Source organism: Bradyrhizobium sp. STM 3562 (genome assembly GCF_045571435.1).
Lineage (GTDB): Bacteria > Pseudomonadota > Alphaproteobacteria > Rhizobiales > Xanthobacteraceae > Bradyrhizobium.
In genome coordinates this window covers 1,962,799-1,977,203 of record NZ_CP120694.1, presented here as the reverse complement: position 1 = coordinate 1,977,203, position 14,405 = coordinate 1,962,799, and the positions used below count along the sequence as shown (strand labels likewise).

Here is a 14,405-nt window from a genome sequence, read left to right as displayed (position 1 = left end):
GCACCATATTGCATCAACGGACCTCGGCGAGATAGCGGTCAACAAAGCCTTTTTGCGCGTTTTCCATCTCGCCCCAATCAACGCTCTTGGCGCGCGCATAATCGCTGTCGGGCAGGAATTTGTTCTTGACTGCCTCAGGCAGTTCGATGGGACGGGCCGGGCGAAGATAAGCATTGGTCCAGATCGCCTGCCCCTTGTCCGACAGAAGATAGTCCAGCACTTTCTTGGCCTTTTCCTTGTCGGGCGCATTCTTGACCAGGCCGACCACGTAGGGGAATACCACGGAGCCCTCGCAGGGGATCACGAACTCAAAATTGCCCTTCTCAGAATACTTCGCGCGATAGGCGTTGAAGTCATAGTCGAAAAGGATCGGCATCTCGCCTGAGACGACGCGGGCGTAGGACGTCTGCTTTGGAACGATCGGCTCGTTCTTGCGCAGTTCCTTGAAGAAGTTGATCGCGGGGTCGAAGTTGCCGGCGGAGCCACCGAGCGCGAGATTGACCGCGACCGCCCCGACGTAGCCGACCGCAGCCGAGCTTGGATCGAGATAGCCGACCATGCCCTTGTAGTCAGGCTTCAAGAGATCCTTCCAGCAGGCCGGCACCGGCTTGCCGCCAAGCGCATCCTTGTTCACGAACAGCCCGAGCGTGCCCGAATGGATCGTGGTCCAGTAACCGTCGGGGTCCTTGAGGCCCGCAGGCACCTGGTCCCAGTTGACGGGCTTGTAGGGCTCCAACGCATCCTGCGCTTTGGCCTTCATTCCGAAGTTGACGCCGAAATAGCCGATATCGGCGACCGGATTGTTCTTCTCCGCCAGGATCTGCGCCAGCGCCTGCCCGGAGTTCTTGTTGTCGTGCGGGATATCGTAGTGAAGATCGGCCTTGATCGCCTTGAGCATGGAGGCCCAGTCCGCCCATTCCGGCGGGCAGTTATAGCAGATGACATCGGCCGCCTTCGCCGACTGGCACGGCGCCAGCACGGCCAGCACCATCAACATCAGGGCAAAACGGACAGGCTTCATGCGTAGGCTCCGATGTATCGGCAAGGACCTGAGGGAAATGGCCCCCAAGTATAGGCCGCGCATGAAGGTTTTGCGACGGATACCTTTTTGCTTTGCAACAAAGCTGGTTTACCCGCGGCTCATCGCGGGACCACTGCCGTGGCCTCGATTTCGACCCGGGCTTCCTTCTCGACCAGGCGCACAACCTGCACCAGCGCCATCGCCGGATAATGCGAGCCGATCATCTCTCGATAGACCTGCCCGAGTTCTTTCAGGCTTGAAAGGTACTCGTCCATATCGACGACGTACCACGTGAGCCGGACCAGGTGCTCCGGCCGCGCCCCGCCCTCAGCCAGGATGGCCGCAATATTGCTCAAGGTCTGGCGCACCTGCGCGACAAAACCGGTCGGCAACCGACCCTGGTCGTCCCAGCCAATCACGCCGCCTGTCACCACGATGCGGCCATCGGCAGCCACACCATTGGCATAGCCCTTTGGCATCGGCCAGCCGCTGGGCTGCAGGATCCGCGCCCCGTCGACGCGTCCGTCCTTTGCGGTCTGCAGAACCGCGAGGTGAGGTGATTTCGGCGTGCTCACGAACAATCTTCCATCATGCGAGTGGATTCATTCCGCGGCCATGCCGGGCGAGGCCGCGCCGGCCTGCGCCATCTGTCTGAGGGCGAACCGCTTCAATTTGCCGGTTTCGGTCTTCGGTAGCTGCGCGACGAATTCAATCGCCCGCGGATATTTGTAGGGTGCGATCTCGCGCTTGACGTGATCCTGCAAGGCCGCAACGAGCGCGTCGTCGCCGACGAGACCCGAAGTGAGAACGACATAGGCTTTGACGATCGTGCCGCGCGCCTCGTCTGGCGCACCGACGACCCCACACTCGGCCACGGCGGGATGCGACAACAGTGCGGCTTCCACCTCCGGCCCGGCGATGTTGTATCCGGAGGAGATGATCATGTCATCCGCGCGGGCGACGAAGCAAAAGCGTCCCATTTCGTCACGAACGAAGGCGTCGCCTGTCAGATTCCAGCCATCGCGCACATAGTTCGTTTGCCTGCTGTCGGCGAGATAGCGGCATCCAGTGGGTCCTCGCACCGCCAGCTTGCCGACCGTGCCCGCCGGCTGCTCGTTCATGTCTTCATCGACGACCTTTGCTTCGTACCCGGAAACCGGCCGCCCGGTCGTTGCGGCGGCGGCGTCTTCCACACGATTTGTGATGAAGATGTGCAGCATCTCGGTGCTGCCGATCCCATCCAGGATCGGCTTGCCCGTCTTCCGTGTCCAGCTTTCGAAAACCGGTGCCGGCAAGGTCTCGCCGGCAGAGACCGCCAGGCGCAGCGATGACAGGTCTGCGCCCTTGTCCATTGCCGCCATCATCACGCGATAGGCGGTCGGCGAGGTGAAGCAAATCGTGGCCCCGTAGGTTTCGATAATCTTGACCATCTCGGGAGGTGATGCGTTCTCCAAGAGCGTGGCCGTGGCACCGAAGCGCAGCGGAAAGATGGCGAGACCGCCGAGTCCGAAGGTAAATGCGAGCGGCGGCGAGCCCACGAACACGTCATCGGGCGTGACCTTGAGAACCTCTTTTGCATAGCCATCCGCAATAATCAGGAGATCGCGATGGAAATGCATCGTCGCCTTCGGCTCACCTGTCGTGCCTGACGTAAAGCCCAGCAATGCGACGTCGTCCCGTCCCGTCTTGACCGCCTCGAACCGAACCGGCTTGTTCAACGCCACGCGATCGAGCTCCGCGTCATGGTTCGACGTTCCATCGAAATTCACGACCTGCTTGAGGAAGCGGCTGGTCTTCGCGCAGGCCACCAGTTCGTCGGAGATGCGGCTGTCGGTCAATGCAAGCGCGACCTCAGCCTTGTCGACGATCTTGGTCAGTTCTCCCGCGCGCAACATCGGCATGGTGTTGACGACGACGGCACCGGCCTTTGTTGCCGCAAGCCATGCCGCGACCAGCGCCGGATTGTTGCCGGAGCGGATCAGGATTCGATTGCCGGGCTTGACGCCGTAGTTCTCCACCAGCGCATGCGCAAGACGGTTCGACCAATCCGCAAGCTCCTTATAGGTGCGCTGCCGTCCATTGCCGATCAGCGCGATGCGATCGCCCATCCCCTTCTCGACAATGCGGTCGGTCAACTCGACCGCGGCGTTGAGATATTCCGGATATTGAAACTCCGGCCGCTCAAGCAGCAAGGCCGGCCATTGCTGGAATGGCGGAAGGTTTCGCCGCGTGAAATCATCGACGTGGCCAGATGGGCCAAGGCTCGGAATTTGACCTGACATTTGCATCGCCCCTCTTGTTTCGGGACCAAGATTCAGGACGCCCGGCAGCGTTTCATCCTCAAAACATTTTATACTTAAAATAATTCGACGCAATAGCGGAAAGTTGGGCATTCGACGCCCTCGATGTGGGCGGCGGCGGACCGTTCAGCGACCGGCCAATTCCTTCAGCCGCGCAACCATTGCCGAGTCCGGATCGGCCAAGGGTGCGATCGCGGTAAAATGGTTGGCATCGGCGATCGTGCCAAACCTGGTTGCAACGCCCGCCCGGCCCCATTGCTCGACGATTGTGCGGCTCTGGCGGAGATATTCCGCGCTTTCCCTTTCGCCAACCACCGCGTCGAGGATCGTCCCCTCTCGTGGCGGCCAGAACAATGGACTTGCGGCTCGCGCCGAGGCCTCATTCAGGCACAGCGCCTTGTTGATCGACGTTGCAACCAGCGGGAGGAGATCGAACAATCCGGAAATGGCGTAGGCCGCGCTGACAATATCCCTCGGCAGCTCGGCATCGATGGCGGGCCAATCCGTCGCAAGCAGGCACGCCGCGAGATGTCCGCCCGCGGAATGCCCGCTGATCACAAGTGACCGGCCATGCCGCGCCAGCTCGCGGATTGCCGCGCGCATTTGCTCAATGATTGCACCCACCGTGACGGATGGGCAAAGGTCGTAACTCGGAATGGCGACGCTGATCCCATGGGCGTTCAGTCCGCGTGCGCAATGGCTGAAGGACGAACCGTCCAGAGCCTGCCAATAGCCACCGTGAATGAAGACGACGATCGGGCCGTCTCGACCGCCAGCAAAGAGATCAATCCTGTGACGGGCCTCTGGCCCATAGGCGATGGTGCGCGCCGGGTTCTGCTCGCGATACGCAGCGGCATCTCGGGCCCATCCGGCCATCAGAACTGGATTTTCCGGAACTCGGGCCCGATTGTTGTATTCGAGCTCGTAGTCGATGTCCGCCATTTGGCTCACGGTGCCCGTCGGTTCGCGGCCTTCTGCGCTGACGCTTTTGTCTTCGCCAATAGCCGCATCAACTCGCGCACATCCTTGGGCGACAAGTCCGAAAAGATGTCGGCGATCCAGCGCTCATGCTCAGCCGCCATCTTGCGAAATTCCGCACGACCGATTTTTGTCAGGCGGATCACCTGAACGCGGCGATCGGTATCCGACGTGCGCCGGTCGAGATGGCCGGATTCGACCAGACGTTCGACCAGTCCGGTCACGTTGCCGTTCGACACCATCATGCGTTTGGAGACATCCGACAGGGTCATGCCGTCAGGCGCCTTATCGAGCTGCGCCATCAAGTCGAACCGCGGCAGCGTCACGTCGAAGCGCTCGCGCAGACGACTGCGCACCTCACCCTCGATCAAGGTCGTGCAGGTCAGAAGCCGCAGCCACAACCGCAGTTCGTTGCCGTGATCTTCGGGCAGTTCAACGGCCTTGGTCTCTGAATCGAGCATCATGACGAAATCAACCTGCCAGGAGCCGTGAGCGGCGTCTGATCTTAAAATTGCCGGCCGGGCCAATCATTTTGACCTTCAAATATCTTGCGTCGCGGCACAAGTCAAAATTGAACGTTCCCGATCTCGAGCGGGAGATTCTTTAGATTTCAAATAACTGGCGCGACGCTTGCATGCATCCTGTCGCGGCGGCGTAAGCTCATTGCCGGTTTGCTTGCGCGGTGAGCCGCAGCCGGAATAAGGTTGAGAGCTCGGATCCCGGCTCTTTCCGCTCAGATCGAGGCCATTGATCAGGGGAGTTGTAATGAGCAAACAGTCGAATTGGGCCGGACTGGCGATCCTGTTGAGCGCTGTGTCAAGCGCGGCCCTCGCGCAGGACAAGATCAAGATTGGCGTCATCGCCACCTTGTCAGGGCCAGCGGCGGTGCTTGGCCAGCAGACGCGCGACGGGTTTGCGCTCGCGGTGAAAGATCTCGGTGGCAAGATGGGCGGCAAGAACGTCGAGGTCATCGTCGTCGACGACGAGCTCAAGCCTGATGCAGCCGTGACCAAAGTGAAAGGCCTGCTCGAGCGCGAGAAGGTCGATTTTGTCGTTGGTCCGATCTTTTCGAACATTCTGCTCGCGATTCATCGGCCGGTCGTCGACAACAAGACCTTCCTGATCAGTTCCAACGCTGGTCCGTCTAGCTATGCCGGCAAGGGATGCAACCCGTTTTTCTATGTCACCTCGTACCAGAACGACCAGGTGCACGAGATTCTCGGCAAGGTCGCCCAGGATCGCGGCTACAAGCGGGTCTACTTGCTGGTGCCGAATTATCAGGCGGGACGGGATTCCGTCGCCGGCTTCAAGCTCGACTACAAGGGCGACATTGTCGAGGAATCCTACATGCCGCTCGGCACGCTGGATTTCCAGCCGGAGCTTTCCAAGATCGCTTCGCTCAAGCCGGACGCGGTATTCACCTTCATGCCCGGCGGCATGGGCGTGAACCTCGTCAAGCAATACCGTCAGGCCGGGCTCGCCGATACCATCCCGGTGCTGTCCGCCTTCACCGTCGATGAATCGACGCTGCCGGCACAGCAGGATGCCGCGGTCGGCATGTTCGGCGGCGCCAACTGGGCGCCCAATCTCGACAATCCCCAGAACAGGAAATTCGTTAGCAGCTATGAGGCAACCTATAACGGCGTGCCCGGCACCTATGCCATGCAGGCTTATGACGCTGCGCTGCTGATTGACAGCGCCGTGAAGGCCACCAACGGCGATCTGGGCAACAAGGATGCCGTCGCATCGGCGCTGAAGAAAGCCGATTTCACCTCGCTGCGCGGCAGCTTCAAATTCAACAGCAATGGCTATCCGATCCAGGACTTTTACCTGACCAAAGTGGCCAAGCGCCCCGATGGAAAGTTTCAGACTGAAATCGTGCAGAAGGTCTTCGAGAATTACGGCGATCGCTACGCAAAGGATTGCGCGCCGGGCAACTAAGACGAGGGAGGACAACGTATGAAAACCGAGATCGCCGGGATCACCCGGGCCAACGAGGGCATTCAGGGCATCACGTGGAACATCCTCGGCCAGACCTATGTGCCGAAAAACCGCACGGACAACTGTTTTTCGTGGCATGCGACGTTCCCGTCCGGCACATTTGTCCCGCCGCACGTCCATCCTGATCAGGACGAGTATCTCTATATCCTGGAGGGCCGGCTCGACTTCATGCTCGATGGCGCCGAGGAAATCGCAACGCCGGGAGATACGGTGCGGCTACCCATGGGCAAGCCGCACGGCATCTTCAACAAATCGCAGCAGCCGGCAAAAACGCTGTTCTGGGTGTCGCCCACCCGCAGGCTCTATGACCTGTTCTGGGCCATTCACAACATGAAGCAGCAAAACCCAGAGGACGTGGTCAAGCTCGCGGCCGAATACAACATTCACTTCTTGCCGCCGCCTCCGGCCTAACTGGCCTGACGGTCTTCCTGGCGGGATACCACGCGTGCGGCAAATCCCGCTCTCGCCGCGTATCCCCGCACGATCGCTTCGCGCGCCTCGTAGTTCAACACGCTATCGAGATCAGTGAAGCCTTGGGGCGCGAGTTGCTCCACTGCATCGATCACCCCTTCCGGGCCGCCCTTGCGATTTGACGCAACGATCTCCGCAGTCATCGGCAGGCGCTGACTCTCATAGGCCACCAGCGCTTGCCGCGGGTGCTCGGACCGCGCCAGCGCATCAGCGAGGCACCGGGCGTCGAGGATCGCTTGAGACGCCCCATTTGAGCCCACCGGATACATCGGATGCGCGGCGTCGCCGAGCAACGTCACCCGGCCGCTGGACCAATAAGGTAGCGGATCGCGATCGCAGCAGGGATACTCCCAAAACTCCGGCGTTGCGCGCACCAAAGCGGCAAAGTCAACCTGGGGAATGAAGAAACCTGCAACATGCGGCATCAGCTCTTCCGGCTTGCCGAGCCTTGACCAATCCTCCTGGCGCGGTGGCGGCGCCATGCCGTCGCCGATCCGCACCAGCACGGCCCAATTGGTCAGCCGGCTTGCCGGGCTCGAACCTTCGGCGATGGGATAGACCACCGCTTTCGCATTCAAGCCGCCGGCAATGATCATTGATCGCCCGGTCAGAAAGGCCGGCCAGTCGATTGCGCCGCGCCAGAGCATCAGTCCGTTCCAGCACGGCGGTCCCTCGTCGGGAAACAGCGCCTGCCGGACGTTGGAATGGATGCCGTCCGCCCCGATCAGAATGTCACCGCGCGCGGTGTGAACGTGGGCGCCGTTACGGTCGAAGAAATAGGCGGTCACTCCGCCTTCGTCCTGGGAGAACGAACCGAGCCGACAGCCGGTCCTGATAGCGTCGGGCCCGAGACGGTCGAGCACCGCCCGATAGATCACCGCCTGCAAGCGACCGCGATGGATCGAGAACTGCGGCACGTCGTGCCCGGCGTCGAGCCCGCGCTTCTCGTGCCAGACCTGCTGACCGTGACGCGTCAGATAAAACAGCTCGGCGGTGCGGATCGCAACCTCGTCGAGACGATCCAATAGACCAATTCCCGCAAGCTCACGGATCGCGTGCGGCAGCGTATTGATGCCGACGCCGAGTTCGCGGATCGCGTCAGCTTGCTCGAATACCTCGCAATCAACGCCGCGGGCCCGCAACATCAGTGCGGTGGTCAGACCACCGATACCGCCGCCGACGACAATTGCCTTCATCGCGCCAACTCCGTGCACCCGAGGACGAGCTACAGAACGGCACTAGCGTCGCACGCCCAATCACTCCGCCGCAAGCGGCTTTGTCGCCTCGGCTTTCAGCTCCGCCCGTGTCTTCGGCTTGGCCTTGATTTTCAGGTCCTCGAAATCTTGCCTATCTCGTACGCTGTTGCGGAAGATTTGCTCTTTGCCCGGCAGATATTGTGGCGGACAGAACACGCCCTCCACACCATACCAAGCCGCGGCTTTCAGGGTGAAGGCGGGATCGACCAGGTGCGGGCGCGCAAGGGCCACCAGATCCGCGCGGCCGGCGGCCAGGATCGTATTCACCTGATCGGCCGTCGTGATGTTGCCGACGCACATCGTGGCAACCCGGGCTTCGTTTCGGACCTGATCGGAGAACGGTGTCTGGAACATGCGGCCATAGACCGGCTGGGCATCACGCACGGTCTGTCCTGTCGAAACATCCACCAGGTCGACACCAGCCTCGGCAAAGGCGCGTGCGATTTGCACGGCATCATCGCCGGTGATGCCACCCTCTGCCCAGTCGGTTGCGGAAATGCGCACCGACATCGGCTTGTGTTTAGGCCAGACCGATCGCATCGCCTCGAACACTTCGAGCGGAAAGCGCAAGCGATTTTGCAGCGAGCCGCCATAAACGTCGGTACGCTTATTGGTAAGCGGCGAGATGAAGCTCGCAAGCAGATAGCCGTGTGCGCAATGCAGCTCCAACATATCGAAGCCGCAGCGCTCGCCGCGCTCGGCCGCGGCAACGAAGGCCGCCTTGATCGCATCCATTGCGGCGCGATCCAACTCGCGCGGTACCTGGCTGTCAGGAAAGTAGGGAATAGGTGAGGCCGACACCACGTCCCAACCGCCTTCTTCCAACGGGCGATCGATACCCTCCCACATCAGCTTCGTCGCCCCCTTGCGCCCGGCATGTCCGAGCTGCAGCGCGAATTTCGCCGCCGAATTGGCGTGCACGAAATCGACGATCCGCCGCCAGGCGGCTTCCTGCTCGTCATTCCAAAGGCCGGCACAGCCCTGCGTGATACGGGCGTCGCGGCTGACGCAGGTCATTTCGGTGAAGATCAGGCCGGCGCCGCCGATGGCGCGCGAGCCGTAATGCACGAGATGAAAATCGCCGGGCATCCCGTCTTTGGCCGAATACATGCACATCGGCGATACCACGGCGCGATTGACGATCTCCATCTCCCGCAAGCGGAACGGCTGGAACATTGGCGCGACCGGCCTTTTGATATCGACATCAAACCCCTTCGCGCGAACCTGCCTGGCAAAAGCCTTGTCGACCTCGGCGACGAAATCCGGCGCCCGCAAACTCAGGTTGTCGTAAGTGATGGCCTTCGAACGCGTCATCACGCCAAAGGCAAACTGCACGGGATCGAAATCCCAGAAGCGATCGACATGTTCGAACCAGACCAGCGATACGTCGGCTGCGTGCTGCGTCTTCTCAACCTCCTCGCGGCGCCCCTGCTCGTATTTCTGCAAGGCGGAAGCCACACTCGGAGTATCGCGCAGAGCGTCTGCCAGCGCGATCGCATCCTCCATCGCAAGCTTGGTCCCCGACCCGATCGAGAAATGCGCGCTTGCTTTGGCATCGCCGAGCAGGACCATGTTCTCCTTAACCCAGCGCTTGCTTCGGATCATCGGGAAGTTGCGCCACATCGAGCGGTTGGTCAAAATCTGGTGACCACCTAGGAACCAGCCAAAAATCTCTGCCATCCGATCGGCCGACTCCCTTTCGCTGAGCCCTCTAAGTCCTGCACGCACGAATGTCTGGGGATCGGTCTCGAAGATCCAGGTGGAGCGCCCTGCCTCATATTGATAGGCGTGGGCAATGAAAGGTCCCCACTCGGTCTCCTGGAAGATGAAGGTGAAGGCGTCGAGCGGCCGGGTCGATCCCATCCAGGCGAACATATTCGCGCGCACGTCGATCTCGGGCTGGAAATGGTCGACATATTTCTCGCGAAAGCGACTGTTGATGCCGTCAGCCAGGATGACGAGATCGGCATCGGCGAGCCGGGCCTCATCCTCGATTTCGGTCTCGAACCGAAGCGTGACGCCGAGTTCGCGCGCCCGCTCCTGCAGGATCAAGAGCAGCTTGCGTCGCGAGCAGCCGCAGAAGCCGTTTCCGCCGACCCGATGCACGGTGCCGCGAAAATGGACGGCAATGTCGTCCCAGTAGGCAAATTCCTCGGTGATGCGGCGATAGCTCGGCAGATCATATTTTTCGAAATTGTCCAGCGTTGCATCCGAGAATACAACGCCGAAACCGAAGGTATCATCCGCGCGATTGCGCTCGTAGACCGTGATTTCTGCCTCTGGCCGCTGCTTGCGCAAGAGGATCGCGGCGTAGAGACCGGCCGGTCCACCGCCGATAATCGCGACCTTCATAGGAGCCTCCGGCTATCGCAACGCCAAATTATTTTAAACCTAAAATATTCTAGCGCAAGTCCCCGCATCGGGCGTCGAGCAGGCGTCAGTTACCCTGAAATAGCGGTTTCGTCTTGTTCGCAAAAGCCTCGAAGGCGCGGGTGAAATCGGCGGTCGTCATGCAAAGTGCCTGCGCCACGGCCTCCGCCTCTATCGCTTCTTCCACCGACATCGCCCACTCCATGGCGAGCATCCGTTTCGTCATGGTGTTGGCGAAGGTTGGGCCATGGGCGATCTCACGCGCAAGCGATTGCGCATCCGAAAGCACCTGGCTGGCCGGGACTATACGGCTGAAAAAGCCCCAGCGCTCGCCCTCCTCGGCGGTCATGAAACGACCGGTATAGAGCAATTCGGAAGCCCGCGATTGCCCAATGATGCGCGGCAGGATCGCGCAGGCTCCCATATCGCAACCGGCAAGGCCCACCTTGTTGAACAGAAAGGCGACCTTGGCGCCGACGGCGGCGAGTCGCATATCGGATGCCATGGCGATGATCGCTCCGGCGCCGGCACAGATGCCACCGACCGCAGCGACAATCGGCTGCGGGCATGCCCGCATGGCTTTGACAAGGTCACCGGTCATGCGCGTGAACGCGGTCAAACCCTTTGTATCCATTTTCACCAGGGGACCGATAATCTCGAACACATCGCCACCGGAAGAGAAGTTTCCACCGGCACCGGTGACAACGACCGCGTTGACCGCGTCATCAAAGGCGCAGGCTCGAAAGAAATCGGTCAGCTCGCGGTAGCTCTCGAACGTCAATGGATTCTTTCGTTCAGGACGATTTAAGGTCACCGTGGCTACGCCCTCAACGACGGTGAGCAGAAAGTGCCGAGGAGAATAATCTGCCAAGGGTATGGTGACGGGATTGGCTGGACGGCTCATGATATGTCCTACTTCTCGGTTATCTCCTGGGATCGCACAGCGATCCTAAACCTCTCCGCCGGCAACCGCGATGGCCTGCCCCGTGATCGCGCTCGCGCCCTCACCACAGAGCCAAAGCACGGTGTCGGCCACCTCCGCCGGGGTGACCAGGCGCCCCTGCGGGTTGTGGCGGGAGAGATCGGCCAACGCCTGCTCGCGGCTGCGCCCAGTCTTCTTCATGATATTGTCGATGCTGGTCGCAACGAGATCAGTATCAGTGAAGCCCGGGCAGACCGCATTCACGGTCACGCGCGTGCTCGCTAGCTCGAGCGCGAGTGAGCGCACGAGGCCTACGACTGCATGTTTCGCGGCGCTATAGGCGCTCACATAGGAATACCCTTTCAGACCCGCCGTCGACGCGACGGCGACAATTCGCCCGTAAGGCCGATCCTTCATGCCAGGCAACACCGCCTGGATCGCATGCACGACGCCCATGAAATTGACATCCATCATGCGCCTGAACAGCGCGTCATCGGATTTTTCAAAGGGGGCGGATCCGGCGGTACCCGCATTTGCGATCAGAATATCAATCGGCTGCCGAACCGCGGCGGCGGCAATTGCCGAATGGACTGCCGACTGCTCCACGACATCGGCCACTTCCGCGAAATGCGCCGCACCCGCAGCTACGACCGCATCGAGAGCCGGACGATGACGGCCAACGACTGTGACTGTCGCACCAGCACGGACCAGCGCTGCGGCGACCTCGCGACCTATGCCACGGCCGCCACCCGTCACCAGCGCATGCGAGGAATGCGGCAGTCCGGACATGCGCAAACCTCCCCGTGTGGAGTTCAGCCTCGGTGCTTCGCGTATATTTTAAGCCTCAAAGTTTTGCAAGGAAGGCTCTGGCCGGTCAGGAGCGCCAAAATGCTTTAGATATAAAATTATGGCTTCCCATCCTTCGGCAGCCTGTTAGCATTGGCACGCTCGGAAAATCGGAGATCTGGTGTGCCTGCGTTTGCACCCATCAAGACCGACGATGGTCGCTTCTGCTACGAAGCGGCCGGCGACCCCGCTCTGCCGCCGCTGATATTCTTGCATGGGATCGGGGGCGCGGCACGGGCCTGGCGACGCCAGCTCGAGGCGTTCAGTAGCCGGTATCATGCTCTCGCGTGGGACATGCCTGGTTATGGCGGCTCGGCCCCGCTTGCGAGCGTAAGTATCGCGACGCTCGCCGGCGCATTGCAGGATTTCCTGCAACAGGTCGGCGCCAGGAGACCTGTGCTGGTCGGCCACTCGATCGGCGGCATGATCGTCCAACAATGGCTCGTCGACCATCCCCATAGTGCCCGCGCGGTCGTGCTTGCGCAAACCAGCCCGGCCTTCGGCAAACCCGACGGTAATTGGCAAAAGTCGTTCATCGCGGCACGGCTTGGCCCGCTTGATCGCGGCGAGAGCATGGCCTCGTTAGCGCCGGCACTGGTTGCGGAACTGGTCGGCGATGATCCTGACCCCGCCGGAATGCAAATTGCTCGCGAGTGTATGGCGAGCGTTCCGGAAGCGAGTTATCGCGCCTGCATGCTGGCGCTCCTGGGGTTCGACCTGCGCCAGGCGCTGAAGCATATCAGGCAGCCCACGCTGGTGCTGTCGGGCACAAAGGACAACAATGCTCCGGCGCCGATGATGGCCAAGATGGCAAGCTTCATTCCATCGGCGAGCTATGTTGAACTCGCGGGCGCAGGCCATCTCGTCAATTTGGAACGTCCGGAGGCCTTCAACGCTGCGCTCGACCAATTCCTCGAGGCGAAGGTCAACCAAACGGAAGCAACGACATAATGATGCGACACGCCAGCACAGATGCAACCGGGGTCGGCAAGGCCGGTCTCGACGCGCCGATCTTCGATCCGGCGGCATTCCGCCTCTCCGGGCAGCAGGCTGAGATCATCGCGCGCGCACGTGAGCTCGGCCAGACCGTGTTCGCGGAGCGCGCTGCGGTCTATGACCGTGACGCAAGGTTTCCGACCGAGAATTATGCCGATTTGCATCGTGCGGGATTGCTCGGGATTTCCATCCCGAAAAAGCATGGCGGTCTCGGAGCCGACTATCAGACCTATGCCCTTGCGGCCGCGGAAATCGGCCGCTACTGCGGCGCGACCGCCCTGACCTGGAACATGCACGTCTGCTCAACGCTCTGGTCGGGGCCATTGGCCGATGATCTCGACATGGATTCGCAAACGCGGGCAGAGCATGAGCGCCGGCGCGCCATTCACTACAAACTCATCGTCGAGAAGGGCGCCATCTACTCGCAACCATTTTCAGAAGGTGGCGCGGCTGCAGCCGGTGGAGTTGCTTTCGGCACGGAGGCGAAGCCGGTCACGGGCGGCTGGATCGTGAACGGGAAAAAGATCTTCGCCTCGCTCTCCGGACATGCCGACTATTACGGGGTGCTTTGCACCGAGATCGCTGAAGGCGAAAAAGCGTCGCGTCGCAACACGCTCTATCTTGCCATTCCAGCCAACGCAGGCGGCGTCTCTGTCGTTGGCGACTGGGATCCGCTCGGCATGCGCGGGACGGTATCGCGCACGCTCCTGTTCAAGGACGTGTTCGTGGAGGACGATGCGGCCCTGATGCCGCGTGGCGTCTACTTCCAGGCGGCGCTGCGCTGGCCGCATATGTTCCTCACGCTTTCGCCGACCTATATGGGCCTCGCCCAAGCGGCTTATGATTTCACGGTCCGTTATCTGCGCGGGGAAGTTCCGGGCACGCCGCCCGTCAAACGGCGAATGTATCCGACCAAGCAGATCGCGGTCGCGCAGATGCAAATCAAACTCGAGCAGATCAAGGCGATTTGGTTTCAGGCGGTCAGCGAGGCGCGCGCCAATCCGAGCAAGGAGCAGGTCTTGCGTGCCTATGCCGCGCAATATTCGTGCATGGAAGGTGCCAACGAGATCGCGACGCTGGCGATCCGCACCTGCGGGGGTCAGGCCATGCTGAAATCGCTGTCACTGGAGCGAATCTACCGCGATAGCCGCTGCGGCTCGCTGATGCTGCCATGGACCGCAGAGCTTTGCCTTGATCGTATCGGGAGAGAGGCGCTCTATGAGGCCGGCGAAACGGACGACTGA

The 14,405-nt window shown here is 61.0% G+C and carries 13 protein-coding genes; 4 read left to right on the top strand and 9 right to left on the bottom strand.

Annotated elements, in window-relative coordinates:
- Window positions 1-13 precede the first annotated feature (13 nt).
- The 5 genes from P6U23_RS09155 to P6U23_RS09135 all read right to left on the bottom strand — a co-directional run bounded on the left by P6U23_RS09155 (window position 14) and on the right by P6U23_RS09135 (window position 4,763).
- A complete protein-coding gene (locus P6U23_RS09155) occupies window positions 14-1,021 on the bottom strand; it encodes an ABC transporter substrate-binding protein (RefSeq protein ID WP_407179251.1) in 1,008 nt (335 codons plus the stop codon).
- Window positions 1,022-1,140: 119 nt separating this feature from the next.
- Window positions 1,141-1,596, bottom strand: coding sequence for a RidA family protein (locus P6U23_RS09150; RefSeq protein ID WP_407179249.1), 456 nt, complete (start codon window positions 1,594-1,596; stop codon window positions 1,141-1,143).
- A 27-nt stretch (window positions 1,597-1,623) separates the two neighbouring features.
- The gene (locus tag P6U23_RS09145) at window positions 1,624-3,303 is read right to left on the bottom strand and encodes an AMP-binding protein (RefSeq protein WP_407179248.1); all 1,680 of its coding nucleotides are present in this window, start codon (window positions 3,301-3,303) and stop codon (window positions 1,624-1,626) included.
- Window positions 3,304-3,447: 144 nt separating this feature from the next.
- Entirely contained in the window at window positions 3,448-4,263 is an 816-nt protein-coding gene (locus P6U23_RS09140; protein WP_407179246.1) for an alpha/beta hydrolase, read from the bottom strand.
- 5 nt (window positions 4,264-4,268) lie between these two features.
- Window positions 4,269-4,763, bottom strand: a complete 495-nt coding sequence (locus P6U23_RS09135; protein WP_407179244.1) for a MarR family winged helix-turn-helix transcriptional regulator — start codon at window positions 4,761-4,763, stop codon at window positions 4,269-4,271.
- 301 nt (window positions 4,764-5,064) lie between these two features.
- Here P6U23_RS09135 and P6U23_RS09130 point away from each other — a divergent pair, with 301 nt between their 5' ends.
- Both P6U23_RS09130 and P6U23_RS09125 read left to right on the top strand, forming a co-directional pair.
- Window positions 5,065-6,240, top strand: coding sequence for an ABC transporter substrate-binding protein (locus tag P6U23_RS09130; protein ID WP_407179242.1), 1,176 nt, complete (start codon window positions 5,065-5,067; stop codon window positions 6,238-6,240).
- Between the two features lie 18 nt (window positions 6,241-6,258).
- Window positions 6,259-6,711, top strand: a complete 453-nt coding sequence (locus tag P6U23_RS09125; protein ID WP_407179240.1) for a cupin domain-containing protein — start codon at window positions 6,259-6,261, stop codon at window positions 6,709-6,711.
- Here P6U23_RS09125 and P6U23_RS09120 read toward each other — a convergent pair.
- The 4 genes from P6U23_RS09120 to P6U23_RS09105 all read right to left on the bottom strand — a co-directional run bounded on the left by P6U23_RS09120 (window position 6,708) and on the right by P6U23_RS09105 (window position 12,108).
- A complete protein-coding gene (locus tag P6U23_RS09120; protein ID WP_407179238.1) occupies window positions 6,708-7,967 on the bottom strand; it encodes a flavin-dependent oxidoreductase in 1,260 nt (419 codons plus the stop codon). The two genes, P6U23_RS09125 and P6U23_RS09120, sit on opposite strands and share 4 nt — an antisense overlap.
- A 60-nt stretch (window positions 7,968-8,027) precedes the next feature.
- Window positions 8,028-10,379 (bottom strand): bifunctional salicylyl-CoA 5-hydroxylase/oxidoreductase, encoded by a 2,352-nt coding sequence (locus P6U23_RS09115; protein WP_407179236.1) that lies wholly within the window; start codon window positions 10,377-10,379, stop codon window positions 8,028-8,030.
- Window positions 10,380-10,464: 85 nt separating this feature from the next.
- Window positions 10,465-11,301, bottom strand: coding sequence for an enoyl-CoA hydratase family protein (locus tag P6U23_RS09110; RefSeq protein ID WP_407179234.1), 837 nt, complete (start codon window positions 11,299-11,301; stop codon window positions 10,465-10,467).
- A gap of 45 nt (window positions 11,302-11,346) precedes the next feature.
- On the bottom strand, window positions 11,347-12,108 hold the full coding sequence (locus P6U23_RS09105) for an SDR family NAD(P)-dependent oxidoreductase (RefSeq protein ID WP_407179232.1): 762 nt from the start codon (window positions 12,106-12,108) through the stop codon (window positions 11,347-11,349).
- 180 nt (window positions 12,109-12,288) lie between these two features.
- Between P6U23_RS09105 and P6U23_RS09100 the strand changes: the two genes are divergently transcribed.
- Together P6U23_RS09100 and P6U23_RS09095 are read left to right on the top strand one after the other, a co-directional pair.
- On the top strand, window positions 12,289-13,116 hold the full coding sequence (locus P6U23_RS09100; RefSeq protein WP_407179231.1) for an alpha/beta fold hydrolase: 828 nt from the start codon (window positions 12,289-12,291) through the stop codon (window positions 13,114-13,116).
- Window positions 13,116-14,405, top strand: coding sequence for an acyl-CoA dehydrogenase family protein (locus tag P6U23_RS09095; protein WP_407179229.1), 1,290 nt, complete (start codon window positions 13,116-13,118; stop codon window positions 14,403-14,405). Before P6U23_RS09100 ends, P6U23_RS09095 begins: the two co-directional genes overlap by 1 nt.